This is a genomic window from Arthrobacter sp. TMP15, from assembly GCF_039529835.1.
Taxonomy (GTDB): Bacteria; Actinomycetota; Actinomycetes; order Actinomycetales; family Micrococcaceae; genus Specibacter.
In genome coordinates this window covers 1,243,841-1,262,026 of sequence record NZ_CP154262.1, presented here as the reverse complement: position 1 = coordinate 1,262,026, position 18,186 = coordinate 1,243,841, and the positions used below count along the sequence as shown (strand labels likewise).

Below are 18,186 nucleotides of genomic sequence, written 5' to 3'. Positions count from 1 at the left end.
GATCCTAACCTTCCAGATCCATGTAGCCGTCAAGACCCACGGTTAGGCCGGGCCGGCTGCTCACCGTTCGAACTCCGAGCAGAACGCCCGGCATAAACGATTCGTGGTTGAAGGAGTCATGGCGAATGGTCAGTGCCTCGCCCTGGCTGCCAAAGAGAACTTCCTGATGGGCCACCAAACCTGCGAGTCTGATGCTGTGCACGGGGATACCCTCAACACTGGCACCGCGGGCACCGTCCATTTCCGTTTGAGTGGCATCTGGGGCTTCGGGAATTCCTGCCGCTTTACGGGCTGCTGCAACAAGCCCAGCCGTGCGCAACGCCGTACCAGAGGGGGCATCAACTTTGCGGGGGTGGTGGAGTTCAATAATTTCAACGGAGTCAAAGTACCGTGCAGCTTGGGCGGCGAAGCGCGTTGCCAAAACCGATCCAAAAGCAAAGTTCGGGGCAATCAGCACGCCAGTCTGCGGGTGCCCAGAGAGCATTTTTTCAAGGGTTTTTAGCCGCGCAGCATCCCAACCGGTGGCGCCAACCACCGCATGGATGCCGTGTTGGAGAGCAAAGTGAACGTTCGCCTCGGTTGAGTCGGGAACGCTGAGGTCAACAACAACGTCGGCACCATTGTCAACGAGCAGCTCCAATGAGTCATGTCGCCCCAGCGATGCCACCAGCTCCATGTCCGGTGCCGCCTTGATTGCCGCAACGGCGGCAGTTCCCATTCGTCCCTTGGCACCGAGCACGGCAACCTTCAGCATTTCACTCATGGGTTTAAGCCTACTGGCTTTCCGGAGCCCACCCATTCAACGCTGCCATCAGTGAAGAATTGCTCCTTCCAAATGGGTACTTCTGCCTTGATCCGTTCCACCAGCTCCGAACACAACTCAAACGCCTCTGCCCGGTGGGAGGATGCGACGGCACAGACAAGGGCCGGTTCACCAATTTCCAGCGGCCCCACCCGGTGCGCAACCCAGATCCGCACAGGGTGCCCATCCGGGTCCTGTGAACTATCGCGCAGCGAGTCCACAACACCGTTGAGTACCCCCGTGGCTAGTGGGTGCGCACTGTAGGCCAAACGCGCAACTTGTTTTCCGCCGTCGTGGTTGCGCACTACCCCACTGAATGTGACGACGGCACCGGCAGTTTCGGATTCCACTGCCGCGATCGCGGCGTCAACAGAGATGGGCTCTGCACTCAAACGTGCATAAATGACTTCGATGTTAGTGGCCATGGTGACCCGCCACTTGATCGCAAAGATGCTTGATGACGGGATCCAAAACCGCCAGACCGTCCATGACTCCAGAGGGAGAACCGGGCAAATTCACTATCAGGGTGTTTCCGGCTAGACCCGCATGCCCGCGGCTCAGCGCAGCCATAGGTGTTTTTGCCAAACCGGCTGCCCGCATCGCTTCCATCAGCCCCGGGATTTCCCTGTCAATCAATGGCAGCGTCATCTCCGGAGTTTGGTCATCGGGACTTAATCCGGTCCCGCCACTGGTGATGACGACGGCGGGTTGTTTCAGCAGAACTGCGCGCAGGGCCGAACCCACGGGCGCTCCATCAGGAACAACCAAGGATTCCATGGCGTCGAATCCGTGTTCGCGAAGCCAGTTGATGATGATGGGTCCTGTTGTATCCTCATATACGCCCAGAGCTGCCCGCGTGGAGGCAATGATGACCCCGGCGCTACCCAATGAGGTTCCGGGTTCACAGGCACTCATGCTGTGCCGTCCGTGGTACGCGAGGTTTGCGAATCCAGGACTACGTCAGTTTCTGCTGGGTGGGTGGACGATTCACTGACCCAGTCCCCGCTCTTGCCCCCACTTTTTGCCAGCACCTTGATCCCTGAGATCACTGCGTGTTTATCGACTGCCTTGATCATGTCGTACACGCTCAGTGCAGCCACCGAGACAGCTGTCAGTGCTTCCATCTCAACGCCTGTCACACCGCGGGTTTTTACAGTGGCTAACACTGTGACAGCGCTTTGGCCAAGATCAAAGTCAACTGTGACCTTTGAGATTGGTAGGGGGTGGCATAACGGTATGAGCTCGGAGGTTTTTTTAGCCCCCATGATGCCGGCAACACGGGCTACAGCCAGGGCGTCGCCCTTGGGCAGCCCTCCCTCACCCAGTAACCGCATCACTTCGGCGGTGGTGGACACCATTCCCGTAGCGGTCGCTTCTCGGGTGGTAGTTGCCTTCGCAGAAACGTCCACCATGGCGGCAGTTCCGTCGCGGCGCAGATGGGTTAATGCGGGAGTCTCGGGGATAGTCACAACAGCCATACTTCCACCTTTGCACCAGCCTGCAATTCCGTGACACCCGCTGGGATGCTGATCAGCGCGTTCGCCTGCGCCAAGGCTCCCAATAGGTGAGAAGATTCCCCACCTATTTCTCGCACTGAGGGCGCCGATTCAAATTCTGGACCGGAGTAAATACCACGGCGGACCTGCTGTTTACCCACAGGCGAGATGATTGGGTGTTCCAGGGTAGCTACCACTCGTTGACGCGGTGCTGGAGCACCAAGCAACAGACCAAGAGCGGGGCGCAGGAACATTTCAAAGGATACAAAGGCGCTCACGGGGTTACCTGGAAAACCGATGAACGGGATGCCCCTATAGGTTCCCAGCGCTTGTGGTCCTCCGGGCTGCAATGCGACGGAGACAAAGTCTACGGCAGCCTCGGAGCTAGGCTCACCCAGCGCCTGCCGGATAACTTCAAAGGCACCTGCGCTGATGCCACCGACCGAGATGATCAAATCACAGCAGGGGCCGGAAGCACCGTTGAGCAGCTGGTCTTCACCGACATAGCTATCCAACAGTCTCAACAGCGCCTCCGGGTCATCCCTCACCACGTGCGAACGGACCACTTCTACGCCGGCTTGAGTCAGGCTGGCTCTGAGCAATGACTCGTTAGCGTCAAAGATCATCCCCGGTGGCAGGCCCGCGCCTGCCATGGAATCTCCGGGGGCCAGGACCTCATCACCTGTTGTTAGTAGCAGCACACGAGGTTTAGCCCGCACTGCCAGCTCAGTGCATCCAAGAGCAGCCGCAAGACCCACGTGGGCTGCGTTGAGAAGCGTTCCTCCAGCAATCACCACAGAGCCCCGTTGCACGTCGCTTCCTTGAGCACGAACAAATTTTCCAACTGTGGTTGCAGGCAGCTCAACATTCTCCCCGGGCGCACCAAAGTGTGCGGGCAGGGCAAGCTCAATGGGAACTACGGCGTTGGCACCAAGGGGCATCATGGCACCGGTCATGATGGGAGCTGCCTGGCCAGCTGCCAGTCGCTGCGGGACGGCTCCTGCAGCAATGGTTTCAGCTACACCGTAAACGGTTGATTTATCCGAATCAATGTTTTCAGGTTGTTCTGCTTCTAGATAAATTGCATACCCGTCCATCTGTGAGTTTGCAAAGGGAGGCAGGTCCAGCGGCGCCACCAGATCGTTGGCCAGCACCCGGCCCAAGGCACTCTGCAGTGGGACGGGCGTACCGCCGTCGCCCATTGTCAAGGTAACGCCGGCAGCAACACCAGCTTCAGCGACAATGCCCCCAGCCCAGCTTCGCCGCAATAGCTGTTCAACTGCCTCAAGATGTTCAAGAACTGCTCTGCGCATGGCTTCCTTCCAATGGGCACCGGGCGGCGCGCACTTCACTAAGCGTAGGCGAACCATCCCTCAGCAGGCGGCACCGCTGCTTCTTTTGTTACGGTACAAATTAGCGGATTAACGAAAGGAACGATCGTTATTCCACCGTCCATGAGCTGGCTGTTTGACAGAGCAATTCTGGTGGGCATCCCACTGATGGCAGCAGTGGTTGCCGCACTCATAATCCCCGCATATTTAGCCCTCCGCGGCGACTGGCGGTCCTGCTGCGTGGCTCCACCGATCACCACTCGTAAATGGCGCAGGCCTACCACCTACTTCCCGATCTCGCTGTTGCTCGCAGGCATCACAATCGTCACAGTGATGCCTTCCCTGGTGTTCGAGGCGTTGGGCTGGGAAGGGGCACGGCAGTTCGTTTGGAGTGTCCTGTTTTGGTTCCCTATGGCGGTGCTGATGCTCTCGATCGTGTGGTGGCCGCCATTTCTGGGACCCCGATGGTACAGGTGGTGGCGGGCAGCCGGTGGGAGTCGTGATATTTTGCCCTGGACTGCCAGTGAACTAGCGGCCGCGACAGCTCTGCCGGAGGGACGCCGCAAGAAACGTTTGCTGCGCAATATAGAGGTTTCAAAGGCATTCGTCCAAAACGCTTTAGGCTAGTTGCGCTGTCTGCCTCCAGCGGATTCCACCAGCGGATTCCTCCAGCCGATTCCTCCAGCGGCACGCCGGGAACCTGATAATGGCGTAGCGTTGAGGCATGGAGACCAAACGTGTAGGGCTGGGCATGCCGGAGATGCCCCCTGGATCGCCGGAGTCGGGTGCCCCACGCCCCGGCGGGACGGAAACATCTCTGGTGGACCAGTTCGGTCGGGTTGCAAGCGATATGCGTTTGTCACTGACCGACAAGTGCAATTTACGGTGCCATTACTGCATGCCTGAGGGCGGTTTGGAATGGTTGAAGAAGGATAAGTTGCTGACCGCGGCCGAGATAGTGCGGCTGGTGGGCTTGGGCGTCAACAATCTGGGTGTGCGCGAATTACGGCTCACAGGCGGGGAGCCGCTTGTGCGTGGCGACTTGGTTGAAATCATTGCTGGGATTCGCATCAATCACCCGGAACTGCCCATCTCACTGACAACCAATGGTGTGGGCTTGGCGAAGAAAGCACAGGCCCTGGCCGACGCCGGGCTGACGCGCCTGAACGTTTCCATGGACACTTTGCACCACGACGCATTTCTCCAGCTGACACGTAGGCCTTTCCTAGACCAGGTGCTTGCCGGGATCGAAGCCGCGGATGCCGCTGGTCTAGCACCCATTAAGATCAACGCGGTTTTATTGCGTGACATTAATGATGCTCATGCCGCCGAGTTGCTCCAGTGGAGCTTGGACCGGGGATATGAGCTGCGCTTCATTGAACAAATGCCGTTGGATGCCGACCACGGCTGGACCCGTGAGGGTATGATCACTGCCGCCGAGATGCGTGCACTATTGAGCAGTGACTTTGAGCTGACCCCGGATCCTCGGGCACGCGACGGCGCCCCCGCTGAACGCTTTGAGGTTCGTCATACCGGCTCCTCACAGCTATTGGGCACAGTGGGCATCATCGCCTCGGTGACCGAACCGTTCTGCACAGACTGCCGGCGAACCCGCATCACGGCCGAAGGAAAAGTCATGAGTTGTTTGTTCTCCCGGACCGAGGTAGACCTCCTTGACCTGCTGCGTGCAGGAACAACAACGGCCGACGACGACGCCGTGATCTCCCGCTGGCAGGACGCCATGTGGGCCAAACCTCGGGCGCACGGAATGGGCCATCCCGGTTTGGGTGATGCCGACTTCGTGCAGCCTGACCGCAGCATGAGCGCCATTGGAGGATGAGTATGCGAGTACGCTTTTTTGCCGCCGCTGCAGCCGCGACGGGTGTTGAAGAACAACGCGTGGACCTGCAAGCCTTGGCCGCGAGGCCACCGTTTACCTTAGCTGACTTATCGCAGCTGCTCGTGAACACTTTTCCGGTGTCAGCCTCAAGTCACGCTCCCCCGTTGGCGGAGGTTCTGACCCGCTGTAGCTTCCTGCTCAACGAGGTCTCTACCAGGGACCTGACAAGGGTGCTCTCACCTGGAGACGTGGTTGACGTGCTGCCACCCTTCGCCGGAGGCTAGCGCCCGCCTCTACTCCTGCGCACGGTAAGTCAGAAATGCTGCGCCACCGGCATGGTGGCGCAGCATTTCTGACTTACCGCGCGCACACCCCGAACGTCTCAGTTTCTTCAAACGGGCCAACCACAGTGATAGTGCGTGGGGAGGCGGCTAGTTCTTGAGCCAGCTCCTGAATCTGGACAGCCGTGACCTTGCGGATCCGATCTAGAGACTCATCAATGTCAAGGAACTTCCCGGTGACCAGCTCAGCCCGGCCAAGTCGTGACATGCGAGAGCCGCTGTCCTCAAGACCCAGCACGATTCCGCCGGCAAGTTGCCCCAGCGCCTTCGCCAGCTCTGACTCGCTGACTCCGTGTTCGGCCAATTTCTCCAATTCGGTTTCAAGCAAACCTATAACTTGACCAACTTTGCTTGGCGCACAACCTGCATACATGCCGAAGTACCCGGTATCCGCATAGGCAGAAGCAAAGGAATAGGTGGAATAAACCAGTCCGCGCTTTTCGCGGATCTCCTGGAATAAACGTGAGGACATGCCACCACCAAGGATGGAGTTCAGCACGCTCATGACATAGCGTCTGGGATCCGTGGCACGCAGTGACGGGCAGCCAAGAATGATGTTGGCCTGTTCAACCTGGCGTTTAATCACGTGCAAACCGGTCATTCCGCTAACATCGGCAGGCTCGCTGGAGCGTCTGTCAGCGGGAGCAACCCCGTCATCCAGTGACCAACCAGCCGTGCGCAGAGCCTGCAACACCTGCTCACACACCGCCTCATGGTCAAGTCCGCCGGCAGCGGTGATAACAAGCGTTTCCGGCCTGTAATGCTTTTGGTAGTGCGCCCATACTGACTCCCGGCCAACAGCCATAATGGCTTCGGGCGTGCCGCCAATGGGACGTCCCAACGCGTGTTCACCAAGCACGGCTGCAACAAAATTTTCGTGCGCAACGTCTGTGGGGTCATCGCTATCCATAGCGATTTCCTCCAAAATGACGTCGCGTTCCTGCTCCAGCTCGGCCGGATCAATCACGGCTGAGGTGACCATATCCGCAATCACGTCAATGGCCATGGGCAGGTCAGTGTCAAGCACACGTGCGAAGTAGCATGTGCTTTCTTTGGCCGTAGCTGCGTTGGATTCCCCTCCCACCTCGTCAAAGGCGGAAGCAATTTCCAACGCCGTGCGGCGTTTAGTTCCCTTGAACAACAAGTGTTCAAGGAAATGGGTTGAGCCGTGTTGGCCCTCGGATTCATCCCGAGAGCCAACACCAACCCAAAACCCGATTGTCGCACTGCGCTGTCCGGGCATAAACTCCGTAAGGACCCGCACTCCCCCGGGCAAAACCGAGCGGCGCACTACTGCACCACCGGCCTCGCCGGAGATGACTGTGGAACTCTCACTCGTGAGTGTCTCGGCAGCGCTTACTAGCGGCAAAAGGGTAATCGCCATGAATTACTGCGCAGCGCTTTCGGCTACTGCTTCATCGGCTGCGTTCTCATCTTCGGCAACTACCGGTGAGAGTGAGAGCTTGCCACGGTCATCGATCTTGGTGATTTCAACCTGGATCTTCTGGCCCACGGAAACTACGTCATCAACGTTATCCACGCGCTTGCCATTGGCCAGCTTACGTAGTTCGGAGATGTGCAGCAGACCATCTTTGCCCGGTGTGAGCGAAATGAACGCACCAAACGTAGTGGTCTTAACAACTGTGCCCAGGTAACGCTCGCCGATCTCAGGAATCTGAGGATTGGCGATGGCGTTAATCGCTGAACGAGCGGCGTCAGCTGACGGTCCGTTCGTTGCACCGATGTAAACCGTGCCGTCGTCTTCAATGGAGATGTCTGCGCCGGTGTCTTCCTGGATCTGGTTGATCATCTTGCCCTTCGGCCCAATGACCTCGCCGATCTTATCAACGGGGATCTTAACCGCGATGACGCGGGGCGCGAACTCGGAGAGCTCATCCGGTACGTCAATGGCACTGGTGAGGACGCTGAGGATGTGCAAACGAGCTTCGCGAGCCTGCTTTAGTGCGGCGGCCAAGACTGAGGCCGGGATACCGTCGAGCTTGGTGTCCAGCTGGATAGCCGTAACAAACTCGGAAGTACCTGCAACCTTGAAGTCCATGTCGCCGAATGCGTCTTCGGCACCAAGAATATCGGTCAGTGCCGCGTAGCGGGTCTGACCGTCAACCTGGTCGGAAACCAAGCCCATGGCAATACCTGCAACAGCAGCCTTCAACGGCACGCCCGCGTTCAACAGTGAGAGCGTTGATGCACACACCGAGCCCATGGACGTGGAACCGTTGGAGCTCAGTGCTTCTGAGACCTGGCGGATGGCGTACGGGAATTCTTCACGCGAGGGCAGAACAGGCATGATGGCCCGCTCGGCCAAGGCGCCGTGTCCGATCTCGCGGCGCTTGGGCGAGCCCACGCGGCCGGTTTCACCGGTTGAGTACGGCGGGAAGTTGTAGTTGTGCATGTAGCGCTTGCGCGTTACCGGGGACAGCGAGTCAATCTGCTGTTCCATCTTCAACATGTTCAGTGTGGTGACACCCAGGATCTGGGTCTCGCCGCGTTCGAAGATTGCTGAACCGTGAACACGGGGCAGAACCTCAACTTCAGCGGTGAGCTGGCGGATGTCCGTCAGCCCGCGGCCGTCGATGCGAACCTGCTCGGTGAGGATACGCTGGCGAATGACGTGCTTGGTCACGGCACGGAAAGCAGCTGAAAGCTCCTTCTCACGGCCGGCAAACTCGGTAGCCAATGCGGCAACGGTTTCATCCTTCAAAGCGTCAGAGGCGTTTTCGCGCTCCTGCTTGTCAGCGATGGTGAACACGGTGGCCAGCTTGCTTGCGGATGCCTTTTCAACGGCGTTGTAAACATCATCCTGGAAGTCCAGGAACACCGGGAACTCAACGGTGGGCTTGGCTGCGCGTGCGGCCAGATCTGCCTGAGCTTCACAAAGCGCCTTGATGAACGGCTTGGCAGCTTCAAGACCCTGGGAAACGATCTCTTCGGTGGGGGCCTGGTGGCCCTGTTCCTTGATGAGGTTCCAGGAGTTCTCGGTTGCTTCAGCTTCCACCATCATGATGGCGACGTCATCGCCGGCAACCTTACCGGCCACAACCATGTTGAACACGGCGTTTTCCAGCTCGGAGTGCTTCGGGAAAGCTACCCACTGTGGCCCCTGTCCATCGTCAACCAAGGCAACGCGTACGCCACCGATCGGGCCGGCAAACGGCAATCCGGAAAGCTGAGTTGACATGGAAGAAGCGTTGATAGCTACCACGTCGTACAAAACGTCGGGGTTGATTGCCAGCACTGTGACAACGACCTGAACTTCATTGCGCAGGCCCTTGACGAATGCCGGACGCAACGGGCGGTCCATCAAGCGGCAGGCCAGAATGGCCTCGGTTGAGGGACGGCCTTCGCGGCGGAAGAAGCTGCCCGGGATGCGGCCGGCGGCGTACATACGCTCTTCCACATCAACTGTCAGCGGGAAGAAGTCAAAGCCCTCACGCGGGTGCTTGCCAGCCGTTGTGGCTGAAAGCAGGACGGTGTCTTCGTCAATGTAGACCATGGCTGCGCCGGCGGCTTGCTGAGCAAGACGTCCGGTCTCAAAGCGGATAACTCGCTTGCCGTAGCGGCCATTGTCAATGACAGCCTCTGAATACTGAATCTCGGGACCCTCCATAAGAGAGTCACCTCCATTTCTTGGTAGATGTTCATAATGAACCCCCGCCAAGGAGCGGCACCGCGCATTCTTCCCAGGCGTGCCACCGGATCATGCTGTGGCTTTCTGTACAACACCCGGTCTTCGATCGAGGCCCACGGGCGTGAAGCGTGAATCGCTTCTTCCCGGAGGCCACTACCGAGGACCACGAGTGCGTGAATGCGTCGGTTGCGCCCTTGTAATGCAGGGGTACGTGCTGGCTGCACTAGGCGGCCTGCACAATTTTTTTGTGCTTTATCTGTTTCTTACACTGGGAAAGGCGGCCTTCCAACACCTAAGGACATTACATCCCGGCAGTAGGAAGGCCGCCTTAGTCACAGACTAGCGGCGCAGACCGAGGCGCTCGATGAGCGTACGGTAGCGGGCGATGTCGGTGTCCTTGAGGTACCCAAGCAGGCGACGACGGCGACCAACCAGGAGCATGAGCCCACGGCGGGTGTGGTGATCGTGCTTGTGCATCTTCAGGTGCTCGGTCAGGTCTGAGATGCGTCGTGTGAGCATCGCTACCTGAACCTCGGGCGAACCGGTGTCGCCTTCGCTGGTTGCGAAAGCCTGCATGATTTCTTGCTTTACAGCGGCGTCTAATGCCACAAGTAACTCCTTGAATGTGCCGTGAACATGATGAACTTCAACTCAGCAATTTCTTGCTGAGAATGAAGCGAAGCCAGCCACCACGGACTGCAGCCGGATTCCACTTTTGAGTTTAGTCCAAAATGAGCGTCGATGTCGAAGTGGGTGAGGAAGCACTCACCGCGCGAGGAAACCATACCCCAGGCTTCTCAACTCAGAATGTCCCGGCTTTCGGTGACGTCGTGGTGCATTTGTTCGATGAGCGCTTCGGCCCCTGTGTAAGCCACCATCCCACGAAGTCGTTGAACAAATTCCACGACTACATGCTGACCATATAAGTTGAATGCCTCCACCGGCTCCTGCGGCCGGTTGATCACATACGCCTCAACCTGCCTGCTCACCCCAACAAAAGTAGGGTTCGATCCCACCGAGATGGCTGCTGGCCAACGGTGCCCGTGCGTGTCAGTAAGCCAACCGGCGTAAACCCCGTCGGCCGGGATGATCCCGCATGCATCCGGGGACAGGTTCGCCGTGGGAAAGCCTAGTTCGCGTCCGCGTGCAGCCCCGTGCACCACTTCTCCACTCATAGTGTGCGAACGGCCCAGCACTTGGGCGGCCATGTGGACGTCACCCTTATGCAGCGCCTCGCGCACCCAGGTTGAGGACCAGCGCCTATCGTGGCCTTCATCATTGACAACCACGACGTCGAACCCCAGATCCGTGCCCAGCTCCACCATTGTGCTCAGATCACCCGAGTTGGACTTGCCAAACCTGACATCGTTACCAATGACAACAGCACGAGCTCCCAAGGTGTTAACAAAGACACTGCGAACGAATTCCTCCGGAGTTTGCTGAGCAAATTCAAGCGTGTATGGAAGTACAAGCACACCATCAAGGCCAAGGTTGCTCATGGCTGAGAGTTTATCTACCAGTCCCATAATTTGCTCCGGGGCTGACTCCGGCCGGTGAACAAGTGCCGGATGCGGATCAAAGGTCAGTGCCACTGATAAGGCACCGCGGGCCTTCGCCTCAGCACGCACCTGCGCCAAGACTTCCTGATGCCCCCGGTGCAGCCCATCAAAGTTGCCCAAGGTGACCACGCTGGGGCCAAAGTCTTGGGGAACTTCATCCAATGAGTTCCAAATCTGCACTACTTTTCCTCATCCAATTCGTTGCTCGCGCCGCTGTTGTGCGCCTGGTCGTTTCAGTGTCTGCCCACGATTACCTGTCCAAGATTACCTGCTGACAGGCCCCGGTCCGGTCCAGGGTTCCATGGGCGTGCGTTCATCCCCGGCAGCCAGCGAAAGGATCCAGCGATCAGAGGCAGTGCCCCGATCGTTGTAGTCTCCTCGGATCATGCCTTCAAATTTGAAACCAAGCTTCCACGCCAATTTCCGGCTGCCCCAGTTAGGCACCAGAGCATTCCAATGCACATAGCTGAGGTTTAGCTGGTTGAAAGCAAAATCAAGGAGCAGCCGAATGGCCGCCTCTGCGGCTCCTGTGCCGCGGGCATGGGCACCAAAGTTAATGCCAATGGCTGCTGTCCCAGGGTTTTTACACTGCAGATCTACTGTGCCAAGAAGCGTATCGGTAACGGGATGGGCCACGGCAAAAGTCAGTATGTCCCGATTGGACCAGCCCTGCTGCGTCAGCGTCTTGATGAAGTACTCTGCATGCTCCATTGAGTAATCGAGGGGCACAGTGGTCCACCGCACGGCCTCTGCATTGCGACAATTCTCAACCAGCTGAGGGGCATCGGCCATGGTCAATTCACGCAGCACCACGGTGGCGTTACGCAGCGTTGGGATAACAGGGGTGTTCACCAACAGGGCGGGGGAAGGCGCCAGAGTCCCGCCAGCGGTCTGGCCAGCAACAGTGGCTTGGCTAGCATCAGCGGCCTGGCCAGCAGCAGCGAACTGCGCAGCGGTCTGACTGAAAATACTGGCATCACTGACTTGATCGTTGGCTTTACCGTAGCCAGGTATTTGTGCAGCGAGTGAAAAACCACAGCGTTGTGCCAGGGCAATGCTGGGCTGGTTGCCGTCAGTGCACAACCAGTGCAGAATGCCCAAGCCCAAATTGCCAAAGGCGTACCCGCACAGCAGTCCTATGGCGCGTTGGGCACTGCCAGTCCCCCGTCCTGCGGGCAGCATCTTGATTCCCACGCTTGCCGAACCCCCGTCAGTGGTTGCATAGACTTCCTGCAAGCTCAACGTGCCAACTACTTGCTCGCCTTTCGGCATGCGCTCAAGGATCGCGAAGCGTAGATTCGTTCCTGCAGCCCATCCGGCGGCAATGGATCCTGTTATGAATTCGCTGGCCTGGTCCGCGTCCATATCCGCAACGGAACCGGAGAACTTCACGTTCAACGGGTCTTGATGAATCTCGGCAAAGACCTGCGCATCCTCGGTTCTTAACCGGCGCAAAGTGGTGCGGCCATCGCTCAAGACGGGGTACGCAGGAGGCCGCGTCAGTGTACTCACTTCACTTCCCTGTGACGGTAGAGCCAGATCAGCCCAATAATGGGCAGTAGCAGCGGTATGTACCCGTACCCTTTTCCAAACATGCTCCACACGGTTGAGTGCGGGAAAGCGGCCGGATCGAACACGCTCAGCGCACCAATAACAAGTACGCCCAGCAGCTCCACGCAGATGGCGATCGTGGCCGTCAGGGCCCATTTCGCACCCGGTTTCGCCAGGGCTACTGTCGCCACTATGTAGACCACAGCCGCGAAGGCGGATAAGAGGTACGCTACGGGGGCGTCGGCAAAGTGGGTGGCGATCTGGTAGCCAGCACGGGCGGTTGCCGAGATGGCAAACACTGCGTAAACCGTGATCAGCAGACGGCCTGCCCCGGTAGTTCGTCCGCTCGGAACCTCTTGCGTGGCGGTGTCTGAAGTCTTCATAATCCAATTCCTAGTTGCAGTGCGTGCGATGCCTGAACGGCTGCGGCGGGACCATACCAAATCTGCGCCATCCGAGCCGCCATGACTACCACGGTGACACCCACCGCTCCCATCACATAATTTGACCAAAAGGTTCGTTCCATCATGGCCCAGTAGAAACCAGCTACGGGAAGCATGGCGGCCGTGAACATATAGCCCCAAAATTCCCATGCCTCACCAGCCATTGTTTCACCGTTGGCCAGCCTGACAATTGAACCAATGGTGTAAGCCACAATGAAAAGTTCGACGGCGATCAGGGCCAGCAAGGTGATGTCGTTGGGTTTCTTCTTCAGCACGGCTGCAACGAAGCACACCATAGTTGAGGCTAATCCGAGAATGCCACCAATAATGAGCCAGGCATCAACAATCATGTGGCGCTCGTTTCCGGCTTGGCAGTTGTTGGTGTGGGATCAGGCGGGAAGACAAGAACCGGCTTGGCTGATTTTCCTGCATCGGCCAACAATGCCACGAGCGTGCCATCGGGGGCGAATGCCGCTGCTGGCTCGGAAACTGTGTGCAGGCCTTCAGCGCTGGCAGGGATACGGCGGCCGAAGGAGAGCTCATTGGCTTCAGCTGCGCTGAGTTCACGCACGGGCATCAAGGCGCGAGCCGCATCGGCGATATCCACAATTTGAAGGTTATCCGCCAATTCTTCAAGGGTGCGGGCGCCGTCAAGGTTGTAGGGTCCCACTGCGCTGCGGCGCAGGACTGTGAGGTGGCCGCCAACACCGAGACCGGCACCCAGATCGCGGGCTAACGCGCGGATATAAGTTCCTGAGGAACAACGCACTGTGACGTCAATGTCAATGTAAGCAATTGCGCAGTCTATCTGGGGATCCAGCTCGGCTATAGAGGCCTGGCCAGCGGCCTCACTAGTTTCATTCACCAAGGGGCCACGTTCCAGTGTTCCGCGACGAATGGCGTGTACCTCAAAAGCGTGGATAGTTACGGGTCGCGCGGCAAGTACCACGTCCTCCCCGGACCGGACCCGCGCATAGGCACGCTCACCGTTGACTTTGATGGCGCTGACACTGCTGGGGACCTGAGAAATGGGACCCCGCAACGCCGCAATGCCAGCCTCAACGGCATCATCCGTAACACCGGCGGTGTCCGTGGAGCTCGTAAGCGCCCCCTCGGCATCGTCGGTGAGCGTAGTGGCTCCAAGTCGAATAGTCCCCTCATAGGTCTTGGAAGTCCCCACGATGTACGTCAACAGGCGCGTGGCCTTGTTGATGCCCACCACAAGAACTCCTGTCGCCATGGGGTCAAGAGTGCCGGCATGCCCAACTTTTCGGGTCCCTGCCAGCCTTCGCATCCGGGCAACCACATCGTGGCTAGTCCATCCTTGCGGTTTGTCTACAATTACCAGTCCAGAAAGCACGCTTTGAAGTATATCCTCAGCCAGCGGCTCTGATGGTGAGTTGTCCCCATCGCGGCCTGCGCGCCGGAGAGTTACGCTAAGGAAAGGATTAACTACTCGCTACATTTACTACGGAGAACCATGAACAACCAACCACGTATTAGTTATCATCGCTCCATCGCTGCGCTGAGCGCCGGCGCCGTGCTGGCATTGGCCCTCACCGGCTGCTTCCCAGGCGGCGGTTCGGCCAAGCCTGCCGAGAACACTGCAGCGTCGCAGGAACAGTCACCGGCGGCGGACCGTGGCAGCGATGATGCAAGCCCCACCGCCAGAAAAAGCGCAAGCAAGGAGTCGGCTAAGGCACCCTCTGACGATGCTCCGGCAGGCAAAAATGAACTAACAGCTCCGGGCGCCACCTTGAAGTTTGGTGAGGTTGCCTACACCCACGGAAACAGTGGCAAGAAGGATTCAGAAGATTATCGGGTAGCTACCTACGAGACCAAGGTCACCAAAATCGTGGCAGGTAGTGAAGCAGATCTGGCTGATTTCAAGGACGCAGCCAAGTTTGCCGGACAGACCCCCTATTACGTTCACGCGGACGTGGTGCTGACATCACTGTCAAAGCCGGCTGCAGGCCTGAGCGATCCCCGTATCACCGCCCAGCTGAAGGACGGTTCCGACGCCCAGAAACTCATAGTGTTCGGAAAGATGGCCGACTGTGAGACGACGAGCTTTGAAACGCAGGGCGATGGCGACACTTTCAGTTATGTAGTGGGCTCGCACAAGTCAATGTGCGGCGTTTTCTTAGCTCCCACGGGTGATGAGATCACCACGGCAAGCTACGATGATTCGAACTTCAGCTACGAGAACTACAAAGACAACAAATACCGTGACAATCCCATCGTGTGGAGCAAATAGTTCACCTCCCCAGCCGGAGCATAGCTGTTCGTCCTAACTAGTTGTCGAACCAGTTGTCGGCAAAGAGGGGGTGTCAAAGGGATTCTGGCCTTGACACCCTCTGTACGGTTAGTTCCAACTCACACAGGAGGAATAGTGCCCGGAACTTTTCAGGGAGCAGACGTTGCACAACTGCGCGACTTTGCCAAAGAACTTGTTGGTGCTTCGAAGCGGCTGAACAGCATTGGGCTTTCCCTAAACGGCGCCTTGGGTGCCATCGGTTGGCACGGAGCAGACAGCGACCGCTTCCGCAAAGACTGGAGCGGCTCCCACTTGCGCAGTATCAGGAGCGTTGCGGCCGAGCTTGACTTGGTGGCCAAAATTCTGCGCTTGAACGCCGATGAACAGGACAAGGCAAGTGCGGCCACCGGCATGGACTGGGCCAATGTACCTACGGAGGTAAACGCTGACCAGGAATCCAAGAACTTTTTGAACGACAAACTTTCCGGCATGACCCCGGATGAGGTAGATGCGTATCTCCAATCCGAAGAATTTAGGACATGGGTTCGCGAGAGCCAGGTTAACGCAGATGCGGCTAAGTCCATTCTTGACACACTCGCTGACTCCGGTGGCCTTGATAAACTAGGTCCCAATAAGCTGTCTAACGGGTATGGCGCATTCCTACAGCAGTACTGGGCGGAGTCCGCCATGCGGGACGCCGGAATTGACCCCAACCATTGGGACCCGGCTCAGGGTGTCAGCCACAATCGCGAGGATATCTACAAGGTCTACGCCTTCTATGCCGAGCTTTATAAGAATGATCCGCGCATGGAATGGATTGGCATGGCTAATCAAGTGGGGCCTACATTCATTGCAGGATTTGAGGACTTGGCCGTACTTCATACAATGGCGACAGCTGGCCAAGACGCCACCGATTATTTGAGTCGTATGGATCCAGTGAGATACACCGCACTTAAATCGCTGATGAGCTTGGGCGAATCCGATCTAGCTTTCTACGAGACCACTTTCCTGTCTATGCAGAAACAGATTTTTACTGACATAGGGTCGCAGCACTTTGCCTTTCAAAATGGTTCAATAGCAGAAATTGAGCGTATGCGCGCGGCGGGTTTGGTCACCCCGAACATGGAACAGGCATGGCTGAATATTGATTCAGTACCTGCGTATTCGAATCCGCAGGACTATCACAACCTATCGGCCACTGACCAGCAGCTCCTCCACCAAGCGTCCTACAATATCGCCGACCGGGAGCAGAACTTCGTCATTGCAGACGACTACGACACCATCCGAGACCGGCCCTCTGGAACTGTATTTACCGAAGCTATGACAGTACTGGGCAAACCCAGCATCGAGGGTGCAGAATCCTATTACCAGAAGTTCCCTGTGGTTGATCCGTACCTTGATTTTGGCAGGATCCCCCCGCTGGGAGCCGATGTTCACCATGGCAACATTTCCGTGCGTGAGGACCGCTGGAACTTGATCGACCAGGACACTCTGGGAGCCTACGAGGACTGGTTACATTCGCAAGCGGACCCCTATGGTGAAATGATGAAGCCTATGCCCGAACGTGTTGAAGAATACCGCATGGTGGATAAGACCCTACGAAATCTTGTGGGTGCACCATGAAACGAACGTTGATTGCAGTTTCGCTTTCAGTTCTTCTGCTAGCGGGCTGCTCCATGATCCCCTCCCCCAATTCCAGCAAGGAGCCCACCACAGTGGTTAACGGCAATACGCGGTTCACGCCCGAGGACATCAAGGACATGAAGAAGACCCAAAAGGCCAGCCTTGACGTCAGTGAACGCCCGGTGTCCATGTCTGCGCTCGGCTTCCCTGCTGGTTCCGATGGAACACTCATAGCTACCGACCCGGACAAGAAAATTCAGCTCAGCATCAAAACCCCCAATGGCATCGTGGAAATGACCACTGACACTATCCGTGTCCGACCAGGTGTACCCCCGGAAATCCTCGATCATGTTGACATCTTCTATAACTTCCCTAACGCCAGCGATGCAAACCCTGAAATTGCTCGTGCCGCCCAAGAGCTTGGTTTCCGTTTTCTTGACGACTTCGCACCTATTGGCACGGATTTCAAGGACGGGTCCGGAAAGGAAACGTGGGTGCCCGGATTAGGCAACAGTACAGGGACTGTGTTTTCAGTCGAGGCAATCGCCAACCATACAACAGGCAGCCTGACCTGGATCTACTCAATTCAGTTGGACGATAGGTATTACACGCCGGATGCTGCGGCAAGCATTGCCGCCACCGGTGACTTTCCGCGCTAAGCCGCCAGTGCATCAGTGAATCCTCTTCAGATTCTGATTTCTCGTCTGCAGAACGCAAAGCGGGAGGTCACCTTTTCTTCAAAAGGTGACCTCCCGCCGTCGTATCTGGCTTACGCCTCTTCGGCGTCTTCCTCGGCCGACTTGTACGGGTCAGCCTCGCCGGCAAACTCGGCGTTGGCGGAAAGCTGCGCCAACGCGGCGTCGCGCTCCTTGGCCACACGCAGGAGAGCCTCCAAGTTCGAAGCATTCTCCGGGATCACATCGGCAATGAACTCAAGTGTCGGCGTCAACCGAACAGTGATGTTCTTACCAACTTCGGCGCGGAGCACGCCCTTGGCCCGCTCCAAACCGATCTTAGCGTCGGCACTTGCTGTCTCGTCACCCAAGACCGTGTAGTAGATGGTGGCGTGCTGAAGGTCGTTCGTGACACGGGCATCGGTGACTGTGATGCCTTCAACGCGCGGATCCTTCACCCTTGAGCGAAGGCCTTCGGCCACCACAACCTTGATGCGCTGTGCCAGTTTGGACGCGCGGGCTGAATCAGCCATGATGAACTCCTTAATGATGTGAGGACTACTTATGGTTCTAAAACCATCTTAGGGAAAACAAAACCGGCTGGGCGTCCGTGTGGACGC

20 protein-coding genes are annotated in these 18,186 nt (G+C 57.6%); 6 read left to right on the top strand and 14 right to left on the bottom strand.

Annotated features, from left to right (window positions below; translation table 11 throughout):
• Positions 1 to 4: 4 nt before the first annotated feature.
• Genes dapB through glp form a run of 5 tightly spaced genes read right to left on the bottom strand, consistent with a single transcriptional unit; the run spans position 5 to position 3,611 of the window.
• Complete coding sequence (gene dapB, locus AAFM46_RS05530) at positions 5 to 763, bottom strand: 4-hydroxy-tetrahydrodipicolinate reductase (RefSeq protein WP_283531112.1); 759 nt, start codon at positions 761 to 763, stop codon at positions 5 to 7.
• A complete protein-coding gene (locus tag AAFM46_RS05525) occupies positions 760 to 1,227 on the bottom strand; it encodes a molybdenum cofactor biosynthesis protein MoaE (RefSeq protein ID WP_283531113.1) in 468 nt (155 codons plus the stop codon). The genes dapB and AAFM46_RS05525 overlap by 4 nt, the downstream gene beginning before the upstream one ends.
• The gene (locus tag AAFM46_RS05520; RefSeq protein WP_283531114.1) at positions 1,217 to 1,717 is read right to left on the bottom strand and encodes a MogA/MoaB family molybdenum cofactor biosynthesis protein; all 501 of its coding nucleotides are present in this window, start codon (positions 1,715 to 1,717) and stop codon (positions 1,217 to 1,219) included. The genes AAFM46_RS05525 and AAFM46_RS05520 overlap by 11 nt, the downstream gene beginning before the upstream one ends.
• Positions 1,714 to 2,280 carry a cyclic pyranopterin monophosphate synthase MoaC gene (gene moaC, locus AAFM46_RS05515; protein ID WP_343319974.1) on the bottom strand — a complete coding sequence of 189 codons (567 nt, stop codon included), beginning with the start codon at positions 2,278 to 2,280 and terminating at the stop codon, positions 1,714 to 1,716. Before moaC ends, AAFM46_RS05520 begins: the two co-directional genes overlap by 4 nt.
• Positions 2,268 to 3,611: a gephyrin-like molybdotransferase Glp gene (gene glp / locus AAFM46_RS05510; RefSeq protein ID WP_343319973.1), complete on the bottom strand. Its 1,344-nt coding sequence runs from the start codon at positions 3,609 to 3,611 to the stop codon at positions 2,268 to 2,270. Before glp ends, moaC begins: the two co-directional genes overlap by 13 nt.
• 141 nt (positions 3,612 to 3,752) lie before the next feature.
• On the opposite strand from glp, the gene AAFM46_RS05505 reads away from it, so the two are divergent.
• The 3 genes from AAFM46_RS05505 (at position 3,753) to AAFM46_RS05495 (ending at position 5,753) form a co-directional block, all read left to right on the top strand.
• A complete protein-coding gene (locus tag AAFM46_RS05505) occupies positions 3,753 to 4,256 on the top strand; it encodes a hypothetical protein (protein WP_343319972.1) in 504 nt (167 codons plus the stop codon).
• 133 nt (positions 4,257 to 4,389) lie between these two features.
• The gene (moaA, locus tag AAFM46_RS05500; RefSeq protein ID WP_343320371.1) at positions 4,390 to 5,469 is read left to right on the top strand and encodes a GTP 3',8-cyclase MoaA; all 1,080 of its coding nucleotides are present in this window, start codon (positions 4,390 to 4,392) and stop codon (positions 5,467 to 5,469) included.
• Between the two features lie 2 nt (positions 5,470 to 5,471).
• On the top strand, positions 5,472 to 5,753 hold the full coding sequence (locus tag AAFM46_RS05495; RefSeq protein ID WP_283531118.1) for a MoaD/ThiS family protein: 282 nt from the start codon (positions 5,472 to 5,474) through the stop codon (positions 5,751 to 5,753).
• Between the two features lie 73 nt (positions 5,754 to 5,826).
• Here the strand turns inward: AAFM46_RS05495 and AAFM46_RS05490 are convergent, their stop codons facing one another.
• The 8 genes from AAFM46_RS05490 to truB form a co-directional block, all read right to left on the bottom strand.
• Positions 5,827 to 7,194: a pitrilysin family protein gene (locus AAFM46_RS05490; protein WP_343319971.1), complete on the bottom strand. Its 1,368-nt coding sequence runs from the start codon at positions 7,192 to 7,194 to the stop codon at positions 5,827 to 5,829.
• A gap of 3 nt (positions 7,195 to 7,197) precedes the next feature.
• The gene (locus AAFM46_RS05485) at positions 7,198 to 9,438 is read right to left on the bottom strand and encodes a polyribonucleotide nucleotidyltransferase (RefSeq protein WP_343319969.1); all 2,241 of its coding nucleotides are present in this window, start codon (positions 9,436 to 9,438) and stop codon (positions 7,198 to 7,200) included.
• A gap of 360 nt (positions 9,439 to 9,798) precedes the next feature.
• Positions 9,799 to 10,068, bottom strand: coding sequence for a 30S ribosomal protein S15 (gene rpsO / locus AAFM46_RS05480; protein WP_283531121.1), 270 nt, complete (start codon positions 10,066 to 10,068; stop codon positions 9,799 to 9,801).
• Between the two features lie 188 nt (positions 10,069 to 10,256).
• A complete protein-coding gene (locus tag AAFM46_RS05475; RefSeq protein ID WP_283531122.1) occupies positions 10,257 to 11,198 on the bottom strand; it encodes a bifunctional riboflavin kinase/FAD synthetase in 942 nt (313 codons plus the stop codon).
• Between the two features lie 84 nt (positions 11,199 to 11,282).
• Positions 11,283 to 12,530 carry a GNAT family protein gene (locus AAFM46_RS05470; protein ID WP_343319968.1) on the bottom strand — a complete coding sequence of 416 codons (1,248 nt, stop codon included), beginning with the start codon at positions 12,528 to 12,530 and terminating at the stop codon, positions 11,283 to 11,285.
• Entirely contained in the window at positions 12,527 to 12,952 is a 426-nt protein-coding gene (locus AAFM46_RS05465; protein WP_283531124.1) for a hypothetical protein, read from the bottom strand. Before AAFM46_RS05465 ends, AAFM46_RS05470 begins: the two co-directional genes overlap by 4 nt.
• On the bottom strand, positions 12,949 to 13,362 hold the full coding sequence (locus AAFM46_RS05460) for a hypothetical protein (RefSeq protein WP_343319966.1): 414 nt from the start codon (positions 13,360 to 13,362) through the stop codon (positions 12,949 to 12,951). Before AAFM46_RS05460 ends, AAFM46_RS05465 begins: the two co-directional genes overlap by 4 nt.
• Complete coding sequence (truB, locus tag AAFM46_RS05455; protein WP_283531126.1) at positions 13,359 to 14,372, bottom strand: tRNA pseudouridine(55) synthase TruB; 1,014 nt, start codon at positions 14,370 to 14,372, stop codon at positions 13,359 to 13,361. The genes AAFM46_RS05460 and truB overlap by 4 nt, the downstream gene beginning before the upstream one ends.
• Positions 14,373 to 14,492: 120 nt before the next feature.
• Here truB and AAFM46_RS05450 point away from each other — a divergent pair, with 120 nt between their 5' ends.
• From AAFM46_RS05450 to AAFM46_RS05440, 3 genes are all read left to right on the top strand, one after another.
• A complete protein-coding gene (locus AAFM46_RS05450; protein ID WP_343319965.1) occupies positions 14,493 to 15,269 on the top strand; it encodes a hypothetical protein in 777 nt (258 codons plus the stop codon).
• A 135-nt stretch (positions 15,270 to 15,404) separates the two neighbouring features.
• On the top strand, positions 15,405 to 16,892 hold the full coding sequence (locus AAFM46_RS05445) for a hypothetical protein (protein ID WP_283531128.1): 1,488 nt from the start codon (positions 15,405 to 15,407) through the stop codon (positions 16,890 to 16,892).
• Positions 16,889 to 17,551: a hypothetical protein gene (locus tag AAFM46_RS05440; RefSeq protein WP_343319963.1), complete on the top strand. Its 663-nt coding sequence runs from the start codon at positions 16,889 to 16,891 to the stop codon at positions 17,549 to 17,551. The genes AAFM46_RS05445 and AAFM46_RS05440 overlap by 4 nt, the downstream gene beginning before the upstream one ends.
• Before the next feature lie 110 nt (positions 17,552 to 17,661).
• Here the strand turns inward: AAFM46_RS05440 and rbfA are convergent, their stop codons facing one another.
• Positions 17,662 to 18,099, bottom strand: a complete 438-nt coding sequence (gene rbfA / locus AAFM46_RS05435; protein WP_343319962.1) for a 30S ribosome-binding factor RbfA — start codon at positions 18,097 to 18,099, stop codon at positions 17,662 to 17,664.
• Positions 18,100 to 18,186: the final 87 nt, after the last annotated feature.

Bases quoted from the DNA above. Each gene is read 5' to 3' on its own strand.
- dapB (WP_283531112.1), bottom strand. From the start codon at position 763: ATGAGTGAAATGCTGAAGGTTGCCGTGCTCGGTGCCAAGGGACGAATG.
- AAFM46_RS05525 (WP_283531113.1), bottom strand. From the start codon at position 1,227: ATGGCCACTAACATCGAAGTCATTTATGCACGTTTGAGTGCAGAGCCC.
- AAFM46_RS05520 (WP_283531114.1), bottom strand. From the start codon at position 1,717: ATGAGTGCCTGTGAACCCGGAACCTCATTGGGTAGCGCCGGGGTCATC.
- moaC (WP_343319974.1), bottom strand. From the start codon at position 2,280: ATGGCTGTTGTGACTATCCCCGAGACTCCCGCATTAACCCATCTGCGC.
- glp (WP_343319973.1), bottom strand. From the start codon at position 3,611: ATGCGCAGAGCAGTTCTTGAACATCTTGAGGCAGTTGAACAGCTATTG.
- AAFM46_RS05505 (WP_343319972.1), top strand. From the start codon at position 3,753: ATGAGCTGGCTGTTTGACAGAGCAATTCTGGTGGGCATCCCACTGATG.
- moaA (WP_343320371.1), top strand. From the start codon at position 4,390: ATGCCCCCTGGATCGCCGGAGTCGGGTGCCCCACGCCCCGGCGGGACG.
- AAFM46_RS05495 (WP_283531118.1), top strand. From the start codon at position 5,472: ATGCGAGTACGCTTTTTTGCCGCCGCTGCAGCCGCGACGGGTGTTGAA.
- AAFM46_RS05490 (WP_343319971.1), bottom strand. From the start codon at position 7,194: ATGGCGATTACCCTTTTGCCGCTAGTAAGCGCTGCCGAGACACTCACG.
- AAFM46_RS05485 (WP_343319969.1), bottom strand. From the start codon at position 9,438: ATGGAGGGTCCCGAGATTCAGTATTCAGAGGCTGTCATTGACAATGGC.
- AAFM46_RS05465 (WP_283531124.1), bottom strand. From the start codon at position 12,952: ATGAAGACTTCAGACACCGCCACGCAAGAGGTTCCGAGCGGACGAACT.
- AAFM46_RS05460 (WP_343319966.1), bottom strand. From the start codon at position 13,362: ATGATTGTTGATGCCTGGCTCATTATTGGTGGCATTCTCGGATTAGCC.
- AAFM46_RS05450 (WP_343319965.1), top strand. From the start codon at position 14,493: ATGAACAACCAACCACGTATTAGTTATCATCGCTCCATCGCTGCGCTG.
- AAFM46_RS05440 (WP_343319963.1), top strand. From the start codon at position 16,889: ATGAAACGAACGTTGATTGCAGTTTCGCTTTCAGTTCTTCTGCTAGCG.
- rbfA (WP_343319962.1), bottom strand. From the start codon at position 18,099: ATGGCTGATTCAGCCCGCGCGTCCAAACTGGCACAGCGCATCAAGGTT.